Source organism: Litoribacillus peritrichatus (assembly GCF_039537985.1).
In the GTDB taxonomy this organism is placed as follows: Bacteria; Pseudomonadota; Gammaproteobacteria; order Pseudomonadales; family Litoribrevibacteraceae; genus Litoribacillus; species Litoribacillus peritrichatus.
In genome coordinates this window covers 267,636-280,292 of sequence record NZ_BAABBN010000012.1, presented here as the reverse complement: position 1 = coordinate 280,292, position 12,657 = coordinate 267,636, and the positions used below count along the sequence as shown (strand labels likewise).

General features: G+C 46.0%; 10 protein-coding genes. 7 read left to right on the top strand and 3 right to left on the bottom strand.

Translation table 11 applies throughout. The features are described from left to right. Positions 1 to 95: 95 nt before the first annotated feature. Positions 96 to 830, top strand: coding sequence for a substrate-binding periplasmic protein (locus ABD744_RS17720; protein WP_344799894.1), 735 nt, complete (start codon positions 96 to 98; stop codon positions 828 to 830). Positions 831 to 858: 28 nt separating this feature from the next. On the opposite strand, the gene ABD744_RS17715 is transcribed toward ABD744_RS17720, so the two are convergent. Together ABD744_RS17715 and ABD744_RS17710 are read right to left on the bottom strand one after the other, a co-directional pair. Then, positions 859 to 2,388, bottom strand: coding sequence for a sensor domain-containing diguanylate cyclase (locus ABD744_RS17715; RefSeq protein WP_344799893.1), 1,530 nt, complete (start codon positions 2,386 to 2,388; stop codon positions 859 to 861). Between the two features lie 74 nt (positions 2,389 to 2,462). Further along, on the bottom strand, positions 2,463 to 3,272 hold the full coding sequence (locus ABD744_RS17710) for a pseudouridine synthase (RefSeq protein WP_344799892.1): 810 nt from the start codon (positions 3,270 to 3,272) through the stop codon (positions 2,463 to 2,465). Between the two features lie 194 nt (positions 3,273 to 3,466). Between ABD744_RS17710 and ABD744_RS17705 the strand changes: the two genes are divergently transcribed. Together ABD744_RS17705 and ABD744_RS17700 are read left to right on the top strand one after the other, a co-directional pair. Further along, positions 3,467 to 4,702 carry a PAS domain-containing protein gene (locus tag ABD744_RS17705; RefSeq protein ID WP_344799891.1) on the top strand — a complete coding sequence of 412 codons (1,236 nt, stop codon included), beginning with the start codon at positions 3,467 to 3,469 and terminating at the stop codon, positions 4,700 to 4,702. Positions 4,703 to 4,934: 232 nt separating this feature from the next. After that, entirely contained in the window at positions 4,935 to 7,400 is a 2,466-nt protein-coding gene (locus ABD744_RS17700) for a phosphatidylinositol-specific phospholipase C domain-containing protein (protein ID WP_344799890.1), read from the top strand. 94 nt (positions 7,401 to 7,494) lie between these two features. Here ABD744_RS17700 and ABD744_RS17695 read toward each other — a convergent pair whose 3' ends face one another. Then, positions 7,495 to 8,379, bottom strand: coding sequence for a LysR family transcriptional regulator (locus ABD744_RS17695; RefSeq protein ID WP_344799889.1), 885 nt, complete (start codon positions 8,377 to 8,379; stop codon positions 7,495 to 7,497). A 169-nt stretch (positions 8,380 to 8,548) separates the two neighbouring features. On the opposite strand from ABD744_RS17695, the gene ABD744_RS17690 reads away from it, so the two are divergent. The 4 genes from ABD744_RS17690 to ABD744_RS17675 all read left to right on the top strand — a co-directional run bounded on the left by ABD744_RS17690 (position 8,549) and on the right by ABD744_RS17675 (position 12,657). After that, the gene (locus ABD744_RS17690; RefSeq protein WP_344799888.1) at positions 8,549 to 9,217 is read left to right on the top strand and encodes a type 1 glutamine amidotransferase domain-containing protein; all 669 of its coding nucleotides are present in this window, start codon (positions 8,549 to 8,551) and stop codon (positions 9,215 to 9,217) included. A 435-nt stretch (positions 9,218 to 9,652) separates the two neighbouring features. Beyond that, a complete protein-coding gene (locus tag ABD744_RS17685; RefSeq protein ID WP_344799887.1) occupies positions 9,653 to 11,287 on the top strand; it encodes a M28 family metallopeptidase in 1,635 nt (544 codons plus the stop codon). Between the two features lie 169 nt (positions 11,288 to 11,456). After that, positions 11,457 to 11,888: a GNAT family N-acetyltransferase gene (locus ABD744_RS17680; protein ID WP_344799886.1), complete on the top strand. Its 432-nt coding sequence runs from the start codon at positions 11,457 to 11,459 to the stop codon at positions 11,886 to 11,888. A gap of 271 nt (positions 11,889 to 12,159) precedes the next feature. Next, positions 12,160 to 12,657, top strand: a complete 498-nt coding sequence (locus ABD744_RS17675) for a hypothetical protein (RefSeq protein ID WP_344799885.1) — start codon at positions 12,160 to 12,162, stop codon at positions 12,655 to 12,657.

Sequence of the window (12,657 nt, the reverse complement as noted above, 5' to 3'; positions counted from 1 at the left end):
CTACAATAGGAACTAATGGCTTACATAGACGCGTTTAAGTGATGGGGCTTCAGGCTTTATTCCCTTTGGGCACACAGGTTGTGATGGAGGTTGTGATGTTTCGGTTTCTGGTGGGCTTTTGTCTGTTGTTCTGCTCTTTCATCTTACGAAGTGACGACGTTGTGATGGCGTTTGGCGATGCAATACCGCCGTTTTCGTTTCCTGAAACGAACTCTGGTATTGAACTGGAAGTGATTGGCGCAGCGTTAGCGCATCGAAATCATCGGCTGGTTCCTAAATATTATCCATTGGCTCGGGTGCCAGTGGCTTTTGCGCTTGGGGAAGTTCAGGCTGCGATGACCGACCTTGGAAAAAAGATGGCGAACCCTGTTTATCATGGTGACCCGGCGGTGGTCTATAACAATGTTTTGATAACACTGAAAGAGCGAAACATAAGCATAAACAAACCAGAGGACTTAACAGGCTTGTCTGTGATTTCTTTCCAAGGTGCATTAAAGCGTTACCCTCAATGGTTAGAACCGATTAAAACTGCAGGTAAGTATCTTGAACAAAACAACCAGATGTTACAGGTGCTTACGCTGAATGAAGGTCATTACGATGTGGTGCTTAGTGACAAAAATATTTTTCAATATTACGCGTTGCAGGTAAAACTGAAAAAAGGGCACGATATAAACCCGGTACAATTTCATAACTTTGTTGAGTTGAACCCTTTAGATTATCGCCCTGTTTTTTGGGATAAAGTATTGCGCGATGACTTTAATGAAGGTTTGGCATATTTGAAGGAAACAGGCCGATATAAAGCGATTTATGATAAATACCTTAAAGAATAATCGCTGAGCCACGCGGGTATTTATCACGCTAGGGTTCAGATTCCACCCGGTTTCTACCATTCTTCTTAGCTTTATACAGAAGGCCGTCAACTCTGGAAAACATTTTCAATGGGTCTTCTTTTGGATGTCGCTCTGTTACCCCGACAGAGATGGTGACTCCATCAGGTACATAGATTTTAACTTCGTTCATGGACTCCACCGCTAACCGAAGCCGTTCTGCAAAGGCGTTTAAGGAGTCATAATCATTGCCATTGCTTAAGATCAGAAACTCTTCTCCTCCGTAGCGGTACAAAAGATCATTGGTGCGGCTGTTTGTTTTTAAGGTTTGCGCCACCATTCTCAGCACTTTATCGCCTATGTCGTGGCCATAAGTATCATTGACGGATTTGAATTTATCGATGTCCATCAATAACACGCCAAGGTGATTGAACTCTCCTCGGTCGTGGGTTGATATGGTGTGTGGCAGAAACAAATTGAGGTGGGTTCGGTTGTTGAGGCCTGTTAGCGCGTCAATGTAGGTCAGGCTTTGTATGGTGAAATGGTATCGAATAAAGCGATCCAGAATAAGTACGAAAATTAAAATGATTGTTAAGACGTATAACGCCTCATCTCTTTCTTTAGCTAGTGACTCAAATACATTTTCGGCGTCTGTAAATACAAGTAATTGCCAGCCGTCGTGTTCGGAAATAGGCAAGCTCACTAACTTGGTCCGGCCTTTGAACAGTTGCGGAATGCGATAGACGTTAATGCCATATTGGCTGGTTTGGTGAATATGAAGGCTTTGATTGGCATTGATCCAAAGGCGATGTACGTGGTCAGCTTGACTGGCTTCTGGCGGCGTGGCTTTGGTTTGCGCCTGTGGTGATGCGTGCCCGGAAAATATCAGATTAATCGGTTTGATATTATTTGTGCCTAAGCGCATAGCTTCGTTAAATTTGTTGGCAATAAACACTTTAGATGAGTGTTTGCCTAAGTTCTGCCAGGTCGATGACAAGGAAAAGTCAATGACAACGGCGCCTATGGTTTCGGGGCCGTCGTCGATTCGAATGTAGGCGTAAATATCGCTGCTTTCAGTTTTCTTATCGTAAAAGAAGGCAATGTTCTGGCCATCATTCATTGCTTTTGTCAGATGGTAGTTTATTTCCTGAGCATTGGTGCTGAGATACCCTTGGTATTCGTCTTCCAATAAAATAACTTTCTGATCTCTGTTGGCGATGAGAACAATGGCCCCTTTGATTTCTTCCAGCAGAATTTTTAAATGGGACATTTTGTCCGTACTTAACTCGGCTTCTTGCTGCTGGCTGGCGATGGCTTTTACTTCAGGTTGAGAGGCTATCAATTTGGATAAAACGATGAGGTTATTTAAAACGTTATGAATCCGTTCCTGAGCGGCGATGGCGGCAGACTCAGCAATTTGGTCTGCAAGTTGGTCGTGTTGTTTTTGTTCTTCCATGAAGTCCAGCCAATGGAAAAACATAAAAAACACAGTAAATAAAGCCGACAGCGACCAGCAGAGAAGCAATGCCTGTTTCTTGTTGAGTCGTTGAACAAAGGTCATGTGTACGGATGGCTCCGGAAAATGTCTTCAGGTTTTCCCAGTATAGCGTTATCAACGTTGTCTGGGGCAGGAGTTCATAACTTTACACTTTTTGCTTGCAGTTCTTCTGAAGAATCAACCGATTGAGAAACGGCATTGAAAATGTCGCTCAGTTCGGCAGGCGTTAAATCACGCCACTCATTGGGTGGTAAATCATTCAAATGAATATTCATAATACGGAGGCGCTCAAGCCGCAAAACCTTAAAACCAAGGAACTTACACATTCTGCGTATTTGTCGGTTTAAGCCCTGGTTCAGAGTGATTTTAAAAACGGTAGGGCTTTCCAATGCCACAGTACAGGGGTTGGTTATGGTGCCGAGAATGGGCAGTCCGTTAGACATGTTCTTAACAAATGAATTGTCTAAAGGGGAATCGACGGTGACTCGGTACTCTTTGTCGTGGGCGTTTTCTGCACGCAAGATTTTATTCACAATGCTGCCGTCGGTGGTAAGAATCATTAATCCTTCGGAGGCTTTATCAAGGCGGCCGACCGGGAAGATTCTTTCGTGATGAGCAATGGCATTGATGATGTTGTTTTCAACGTCAGGTGAGGCCGTACAAGTAACACCGACGGGCTTATGGTAAGCAATATACACGTGTTTGAAATTGGTTTTTTCTCTTGGGGTAATGACCTGATCATCCACCTTGACGATGTCATTCGGGCCGACTTTTGTGCCTAGCCGGCAAAGTTCACCATTGATCGTGACCCGGTCTGCTTTAATCAGTTTATCTGCCTTTTTTCTTGGGCAGAATCCGGAGTCACTGATGTATTTATTCACCCGTGTGCCTTCGGGCTGGGCTAAATCATGAGGCTCGGGGGTAGGGTGAATGTTTTTATCGGTCATGGTCTTGCACTGGACGGCTTAGCTTGTGTTGATCAGGGGCGTATTAAACCATAAAACCAAGGTACTCAGGGGGTGATATTTCTTTTACAGGACTTCCAGAGGTTGGTCTATTCTCATATAGTTAGATAAATTGCCCTTTCATTAATGTTTCATGGTTAACTTGCTTTCTTTCATAGGGACTACAGGCGTAGCGAATGAAGTTAAACAGACACCCGTTTCTTGTCGCATTCATTTTGGCTTGTTTGGTCTTTTTTGCCGCAACGCTGGCTCAGAACTCTTTTCGGGAACATCTCCATCAACAGGAGATTTCTCTGGCACAAAAACGACTCGACCAATTCGCGATTGCTTTGGCTCAGGGCGTCAGGCAGCGAACGGCATTAACTCATACCTTAGCTGCATTTGTAAAAAATAACTCTGATTTTAATGAGCATGACTTCAATGTCATCAGTTCGTCGATTGTGTACGAATTAAAAGGTATTCGCAGTCTTCAGTTAGCCCCTAACGGTGTGGTGCAGTATCTGACCAATATGGATCTTAATAAACGAGCCTTGGGGTTCAATCTCTTTGAAAGTCGTAGCCGGGATTTAATTCAATCGGCGGTGGATCAAAAATCGTTCATCATCGAAGGCCCAATGGATCTTGTTCAGGGTGGTTGGGCGATCGCCATTCGAAAGCCTGTCTTTGTGGACTCTGGTGACGGTAAGCCGGACTCTTTTTGGGGATTTGCAACGGTATTGGTTGAACTGCGTGCTTTGTTATCGGAGGCGGGACTGGAACCCATTGAAGCGGATTATGACATAGGCATTCGGGGCAAAAATGCAGAAGGGGCGTCCGGTAGTATTTTTTTTGGTGCCTCTGCTTTTTCGGAACCCTTGATTTACTCTACGGTGAAGTTACCTGTTGGAAGTTGGTTTTTGACGGCCAAGTTTAAGGATGGCTACTCGATGGCCGGAGAAGTGCAAAGCTACTATCTCGGAACAGCCAATGCGTTATTGGCCTTAATATGTGGTTTTGTGTGTTATGTGTTGTTAAGTCGGCCACAACGAATGAGGGTTGCGCTGCAGGGAGCGACAGAGCGAATTAATTCAACATTGAATGCCGTGACAGACGGACTGGTTGCAGTCGAGGCTGATGGTACTGTGTACTATCTCAACAGTGTTGCTGAGCGCATGACAGGTTGGTTTCAGGCGGATGCGCAAGGTATCTCTGTTGAGCAGTTGTTTGGTTTGTCCGGAAGTCAGACCGTCGAGCAACTTGAAAAATATCGGGGGCAGGTGCTGGCCAGCGGTTTCACGGTGAACCTGGTTCAAACTTCTACGATTATTTCGCAGCGTGGTACGGTCATTGAAGTGGTGCCATCCATTTCCGCGATACGAAACTCAAACGACCAGATTATTGGGACTTTATTGATCCTGAGAAAGGCGCTTTAGCGACTGTTTGGCGACTTTCTTGTTCAGACCGTTTTCAGTCCGAAAAAGACTTTTCGGGTTCATCTTAAAGATTTGTCTCTGAAATGGCCGAATCGGACACTCTATTTGTAAGAAATTGGTGTGATTATTTACGTTACGGCTCTTGGCAGTTTGATGGCGGCGGGATCGATGGTCGCTCGTTTTAACTTCCAATTATGCATTTAAAATAACAACAAGAAAAATGGTAACGTACATGTACAAACGTCCTTTGAATAAGGCTGTGGCAGCTGCTTTGGCTGGTGCAGTATCGGTTGGTTCAGGCCTGTTTGCCTCGAATAGTTTCGCTGATGCAGCGATTGAAAGCTATTTAGACAGTTGGCAGTATCGTGCACTCATGCTCCAAAGCGAAATTGATAAGTTTACGCCTATGTCGGAAGCCACCGTGCTGATGACTCATAACTCTTACAACTCAAACCACTATGCAAACCTGGGCAGTTATGTGGACCCAAACCAAATTCACAGCATCACCGAACAACTGGATATGGGGGTTCGCTTATTGGAGCTGGATACGCACTGGTTCAGCGGCGAATTAACCGCATGTCACGGTACAGATACTCATACCGGATGCAGTGAGTTTGATGGCCGCATGGAGGAGCGAATCGGAGAAATTAATACCTGGATTCGCCAACCTGAAAGAGAAGATCAAGTGTTGTTTATTTATTTTGAAGATCATGTGGACGGTCGGTACGCCGAGATGTCTGACATGATTGATAAATACTTTGGTGATCTGGTTTATCAAACCAAAAACTGTGGCGAAAGTTTTCCGGTCAATGTCTCTAAAGCCGATATTTTGAACAGTGGCAAGCAAATCGTGATTTATGGCGGCAGTGGCGGTTGCAGTGGCGCCGATACGTCTTGGAAAAACTACTCCTTTGGCCATTTATTCAGCACGGATAACAGCGAGTTGTCCGGCGCGCCGGATTGCCGAAACAATAATTTTAACCCGAGTGTGATCGGTAGCCGAATTACGCGTATCTATGAGGATTCAACCACATTAAGTGACTGGTTTGGTGATCCGCCAAAGGCGATTGATGCCGATTACATGGAACGTTTGGTCACCTGTGGTATGGGCGTGATAGGTCTTGATCAGTTGGATCATGATGACAGCCGCCATAAAGCCGCCATTTGGAGTTGGAATCAAGGTGAACCAAATGATGCGGGAGGCGAAGACTGTGCTGTTCAAACCGCTTCGGGTCGTTTCAATGATTTAAGTTGCGACGCTTCCAAAAACTACGCTTGTCTGGACAGTGCAGGTAATTGGCAAGTCAGTTCGGCTAGTGGAGTATGGGCAAACGGGGCCAGTGTTTGTGCGACGGAATTTGGTGGTACTTTTGGTGTCCCTAAAAATGGTTATCAAAACTATTTATTAACTCAGGCCAAAGGCAATAACGAAGCCTGGATTAATTATTCGGACGTTGACCAGGAAGGAAAGTGGGTACCGGGCGATGCAGGGGCGTTAAATATTCCTGCAAAAGCGAATCCTGTGGTGTATCGCCAATTAAGAAACGGCAAAGGTAAGTGTCTGGATTTGGAAGGCCGCAGTACAGATGTTGGAACTTCGGTGCACCAGTGGGGTTGTCACTCTGATCCGGCGGATATGGACAGCCAACTTTGGTATCAAGACAATCAAGGCCGTTTGCACAGTAAACTGAATTCTGACCGCTGTGTTGAAGTAGTAGGCAACAGCACGGGCGAAGGTACGGACATTGAGTTAGCTAATTGCGATTCAGGTGCTAACCAGCAATGGCAGCGAAGTACGAATAACTCTTTAAGACCCGCCCACGCACCGCATATGGCGATGGACATCAGTGGCGGTGGGAACAGCACCGATGGCAGCGACAGCCATATCTGGACCTATCATGGCGGCAAAACTCAAATGTGGTATTGGTACACACCGGCAACGTATGACAAATGGGCTCCGGATGCTCCGGCTGAGCCAGGCCAGGCAGTGAATGGAAGCTGGTCCGGTTCAGGTGGTCGAAGTGTGGCCAGTTTGAATAACCCGTTGATCGACTTAAAGTTGGATACAAACGCCACAGTGACACTGACATTGGTGTCTTCGGTAGATACCTATTTGTATTTGCTGGATGCCAACGGCAACCAAATCGCGGTGAATGACGACGGCGGTGATGCCCATCGTTCTCAAATCACCATGGATTTGAATGCGGGTATGTACATGTTAGTGGCTGCAACCTACGACTCCGGTAAGAGCGCGAATTTTCAGCTGACAACGTCTGCCGGCGTGGTTCAGGCGTTTGAATACCAGCGATTGAAAAACGGCAAGGGTTACTGCCTTGATATTGAGGATGAAGGCACAAGTAATGGTTCAGACCTTCATCAATGGAGTTGCCAAAGTGATAACTATCAAAAATGGTATCAAGACAGCTTAGGCCGTTTGCATAATAAAGCTGCTCGCTTTAAGTGTGCGGATGTCTCTGGCGCAGGAACTGGCAATGGTTCTGATGTTCATTTGTGGTCGTGTCATACAGGCAATAACCAGGTTTGGTTGCGCAGCACCAATAACTCTTTCCGACCTAAGCATGCGTCAGGTAAAGCACTGGACATTGATGGCGGAAACACCTGGAGTTATCGTGGCAGTGACTCCCATATCTGGGGGTATCATGGTGGCAAAACCCAACAGTGGGTTTGGATTAACTGATTCCGATTTAACTGTATTGGTTGATTAGAACGCCGATAGTTAAAAAGCCTCAGTGAGCATACCGCTTGCTGGGGCTTTTTAAATTAAGATCAGTCTATTCTTCTCGCCAGTCTTTAAAGTGATTTAATAAGTGGTTAATGGCCAACCTTGCTCGGGAAGGCAGGTATTTACGATTGGCGTATACCACCCAAGTGGTGAGATCTTTGGTTCCAAAAGAAGTCAGTATCGGCTGTAAGCTGCCGTCTGAGAGGGCGCTTCCGAGACTGGATTTGGGCATGTAAGTGATGCCTAAACCGGATTGGCAGGCCAGAATCAGACTGCGTGCGCTGTTGGTTTTGAGTTTACCTTTTACTTTGATTTCCAGGGGGCCTTTATCTGTATCGAATAGCCATACATCGCTGTTGGCAATCAGACAGTTGTGTTGAGCTAGTTCACTTGGATGTTGAGGTTCGCCATAATTCGCCAGATACTCAGGGCTGGCGGCGGCAATTAAACTGCGATGGGCTAATTTTCTTGCGACCAACCCGGAATCATGTAATCGCCCGTACCGGATGGAAAAATCAATGCCTTCTTCCACGAAGTTCACCATGCGCGAGTTGAAGTCCATCTCAAGGCTCAGCGCCGGATGGGCTGACACAAATTCAAGCAGAGCGGGCGCTACATATTTTTCTGCAAACTCGCCAGCGGCGGACACTCGTAACGTCCCACTTAACTGAACCTGTTCACTGGATACGCGCTCGTTGGCTTCCTCCAAACCATGCATTAACTCGGTACATCGTTGATAGTACTGGTGGCCAGCTTCCGTCAGGCGCACTTGTCGTGTGGTTCTGGCAAACAGTGCCGTACCCAGGCTGGACTCCAGCGCTGCCACTCTGCGGCTGACATGGGAGGTAGAAACCCCTAAACGCCTGCCAGCGGTGGAGAAGCCTTGAGTTTCAGCGACCGCGATAAACTCTGCAATGCCTTCAAAAGAGATCATTGTTGTTCCTGAGCAATAGTTATTATCAGTTTCGGGTAATTATCATTGTTTGTGATGGAGTTTAAGATGGCTTCATCAACTTGCCAAGTGTCATCAAGTATTGACCAATCACTTGGCTGGAATCCAGAAAAACACTGAAAGATACCCGGAAACGGGTTAGGAGAAGAACATGGGCAAAGTTTTAATTTTAGTCACTAATCACGCGACCTTGGGTGAAACGGATCAGAAAAATGGCACTTACACCCCTGAATTAACCCATGCTTTGCATGTTTTATTGGACGCAGGTTTGGAGTACGACATTGCTTCCATTCAGGGGGGTAAAGCACCGCTCTATGGCGAAGACGTGGTGGATGGCGTGAACGAAGTGGTGCTGGCCAACGACGAATTTTTAACGCGCATTAATAATACCATTCCGGTTTCTCAGCTAAATGCAGACGATTACCGTGCTGTTTTTTACCCAGGTGGTTTCGGGCTGTTATCTGACTTGGCCTTGAATGACGAGGTTGCTTCAATTACCGCCGGTTTATACGAGAGAGGGGCGGTGGTCGGTGCGGTATGTCATGGCCCTGCCGGACTGCTACCTATCACGCTGTCGGATGGCAGTTCGATTCTCTCAGGAAAGACGATCACGGCTTTTACTCGTGAAGAAGAAATTGATTTTGGAACCATCGAACACATTCCTTTCTTATTGGAAGAAGCGCTGACGCGTAAAGCGGGTGCGTATCATAAAATTGCGCCATGGGGAGAGCACGTGGTTGTGGATGGTCGTTTGATCACGGGGCAAAACCCTGCATCCGCTGCGGGCGTGGGTCATGCATTGGTGAAAGCCCTGGCCTGAGGCGTTCGTGTATAGTTGTGACATAGATAGTTGTGACATAGATAGCTGTTCGATAAAAACCAGCCGAATATTGGCTGGTTTTGTGCTTTAGACTTTCTTTCATCGGAACTCAATACGGATGATTAATAGATCAATATCTCTTAATTGAGTAATTCTGGTTTCGTTATCAACAACGTCCGGAAGCCTTTTATTTTAAGGAAAACCGGGCTTTTTCTTCGAACGCAGGGGGCGGTTTACCCTGTCATTTTTATCAGCTAAGAATTCTAAAACGCTGTGCTATACCTTGATGAACTCCGGTGCTTTTACCTGAATTGCGGAATCAGTGTATTCGAAATTTTGACGAATATTACTGCTCGGTGGTTCAACCTCAGGTCAGAAGGGGCTGGAATCTAGGAACGTTTGAAATAATCATTCAACAGATCAATGGAGTGGTACATGCTAAACGGAACAATGAACTCAACACTGCTTGGTAGCGCGTTAGCTGCCTTAATCACCACCGGACTTTCAACGCCATTGATGGCGGAAGAGGCATCGATTAACCCGGAAGTTCTCAATAAATTTTGGAGTCCTGACCGATTATTCCCTTTTGAGTGTTCGTATGGGTTGTTAAATAACTCACCTTGGGGAATCCCTCGTTGTATGCAAGCGGACAATGTGATGGCAAAGCTGCGAATGCTCAATGATATTGCGAACGCCAATGACGGTACTCGCGCAGCTGGTTTACCTGGCTATCAGGCTTCTATCGATTACGTCAAAAGTGAACTGGAACAAGCGGGTTATGAAGTGACGTTGCAGTCTTTCCCGTTTTCGGTGTTTTATCCGCAAGGGCCAGGCACGCTGGAATTGATAGCGCAGGATTCATCCAGTTATGAATGGGAAGTGGACTTTGGTTACTTGTCTCAAACTGACGCCGGAGATGTGACCGGACCAGTAGCAGCCGTCGATTTAGCATTAGGCGAAGGGAATGCGTCGACCAGCGGTTGTGAAGCCACTGACTTTACTGATTTTCCTGCAGGGGCTATTGCTTTGATTCAACGTGGGGCATGCGCTTTTCAAGTGAAAGCTGAAAATGCAGCGGCGGCGGGTGCTTCGGGTGTGGTGATTTTTAATCAGGGCAACAGTGATGACCGGAAAGGGTTGTTGAGCGCGACACTGGGCGATGATTACTCAGGTGGTATCCCTGTGTTATTTGCGACCTACGATCTTGGGGTTGAATGGTCGCAACTGGCGGGGCTGGAGTTGCACATGATTACGGATGTAATCCGAGAGCAGTCTGAAACCTTGAATGTAATTGCAGAAACACGGTTCGGTGCGGAAGACAACATCATCATGGCAGGTGCCCATCTTGATTCCGTGTTTGAAGGGGCCGGGATTAACGATAATGGTTCTGGCAGTGCAGCCTTGTTGGAACTTGCCATTCAGATGCGTAATACCTTTCCCAACAATAAAGTTCGCTTTGCCTGGTGGGGTGCAGAGGAGGCAGGTTTAGTAGGGTCTACCCATTACGTAGAGAATCTTGCTGAGGATGAAAAGGCCAAAATCAAGGCGTATCTAAATTTCGATATGATAGGTTCGCCTAACTATACCTACGCCATTTATGACGGGGATGGTTCGGACTTTGATTTGGAAGGGCCGGCCGGCTCCGCTGCAATTGAAACTATGTTTGAATCATATTACACCATGCGGGGCTTGCCGTTTGAAGGCAGTGAAATCAGCTTCCGGTCAGACTATGCGCAGTTTTTCTTAGAAGAGATTCCCTTTGGAGGCTTATTTTCGGGCGCTGAAGGGCTTAAAACGGAAGCTCAAGCAGAGACCTTTGGTGGTGAAGCTAACGTTGCTTACGACCCCTGTTATCACCAGTCCTGTGATGACATTATGAATATGTCAGAAACCGCATTAGAGATAAATATCGACGCAGTGGCCTTTGTCACCACCTCTTTGGCTCAGTCTACGCAAGTGATTGATGATGAAAAAATGGCTGACAAAAAACCGGAAGCTTTAAGCCTTCGAAGCTTTTCAAGCGCATCCAAATACGACATGACTCATTGGGGTAAGCATTGGATTAAATAATTTAATTCGAGCTCTTTAACTCCTGACGCTTTATGCCCGACGATTGTCGGGCTTTTTGAACGTTCTGTGATTGAATACAAATAATATACTTGGGGAGATTCGATTGATAATATTCGCGCTCGCGGCTGCACTTATTATCTGGATTTAGACTTCAGCCTTGGGAGTATTTATGATTGTAGAAAGTGTGCTTCCTGAATATTACGCAGAATTGCTTGATGTTTGGGAGAATTCAGTCCGGGCAACACATGACTTTATTACAGAAGACGATATTGAGTTTTTTAAACCGATTATCATCGAACAGGCCTTCCCTAATGTAACGTTAAAGTGCGTTAAAAATGAGGACGGATCAATTCTTGGTTTTGTGGGCGTCCATGAGCTGAAAATTGAAATGCTGTTTATTTTAAATGCCGCCAGAGGGCAGGGAATTGGCACACTGCTTTTGGATCATGCCATTAAGCATTTGGGCGCCAAACAAGTGGATGTTAATGAGCAAAATCCGTTAGCGGTCGGTTTCTATCAACACATGGGTTTTAAGATCGTCTCCCGTTCGCCGTTGGATGATATGGGCAAACCTTTCCCTATTCTGCATATGTCTCTGTAAGTCTCGGCTTCATTTAATTATATCCGTAAGAAGAAACTCCTAAGGCTAATAATCTTGGGTGTTTCCGTTTCCTTTCTATCATTTTCAGATCCGACGTTTTGCCTTGCGGGAATGAGTTTCTGCGTTGTTTTGCGTCGAGCCAGGAATTCACAAATAGATCATTCAAAAATAGATCATTTACAAACCGGCCATTCACGAATCGGTTGAGGGTGAGCTACCTTTAAGATGGTTGATACAGATATTTGGGCAAGGTGTGTCCGTAAGGTGTTGAATGGAATTCGATTGGAAGAAATTAGGCCATTGGCTCGCTCAGATCATCCCTCCGCTGTTATTACTTGGCTTTTTCAGTCGAAGTGGCCCTGGCTTTTGGTTTTTACTGGGCATTCCCGCATTATGTTTTTTGATCAGCGTTATTTCGCTGGTTATAAAACTGTTCAATCTCAAAAAAAATAGGTCTCGAATTGTTCGGCCCGGATTGGTTTTAATCATTTTCAGCGGCTTGTTTTCAGCGGCAAATTATTCCTATCAGGTGGCGGTTGAAGAGGCTGACGAAATTTTTCATTCGTTTAATGAAGATTGTCGGCTTAACTCCGAGTGTCCACTTAGGCCTGACGGTTGGGAGGAGGTTGAGGCGCATCGGCGTTACCGATTGCAGGTCGGAGGTGAGATTAAGTACCCGCTGACTTACACCTATCATGGAGATCACTTCAGTTTGTATTTGCATCAATCTGTCGATATGGGAAAGCACTATGAGGGTGGTAATCTTTAG

Excerpts from the sequence above, each read along its gene's own strand:
- ABD744_RS17680 (WP_344799886.1), top strand. The coding sequence starts at position 11,457 with ATGATTGTAGAAAGTGTGCTTCCTGAATATTACGCAGAATTGCTTGAT.
- ABD744_RS17690 (WP_344799888.1), top strand. The coding sequence starts at position 8,549 with ATGGGCAAAGTTTTAATTTTAGTCACTAATCACGCGACCTTGGGTGAA.
- ABD744_RS17720 (WP_344799894.1), top strand. The coding sequence starts at position 96 with ATGTTTCGGTTTCTGGTGGGCTTTTGTCTGTTGTTCTGCTCTTTCATC.
- ABD744_RS17675 (WP_344799885.1), top strand. The coding sequence starts at position 12,160 with ATGGAATTCGATTGGAAGAAATTAGGCCATTGGCTCGCTCAGATCATC.
- ABD744_RS17710 (WP_344799892.1), bottom strand. The coding sequence starts at position 3,272 with ATGACCGATAAAAACATTCACCCTACCCCCGAGCCTCATGATTTAGCC.
- ABD744_RS17695 (WP_344799889.1), bottom strand. The coding sequence starts at position 8,379 with ATGATCTCTTTTGAAGGCATTGCAGAGTTTATCGCGGTCGCTGAAACT.
- ABD744_RS17685 (WP_344799887.1), top strand. The coding sequence starts at position 9,653 with ATGCTAAACGGAACAATGAACTCAACACTGCTTGGTAGCGCGTTAGCT.
- ABD744_RS17705 (WP_344799891.1), top strand. The coding sequence starts at position 3,467 with ATGAAGTTAAACAGACACCCGTTTCTTGTCGCATTCATTTTGGCTTGT.
- ABD744_RS17715 (WP_344799893.1), bottom strand. The coding sequence starts at position 2,388 with ATGACCTTTGTTCAACGACTCAACAAGAAACAGGCATTGCTTCTCTGC.
- ABD744_RS17700 (WP_344799890.1), top strand. The coding sequence starts at position 4,935 with ATGTACAAACGTCCTTTGAATAAGGCTGTGGCAGCTGCTTTGGCTGGT.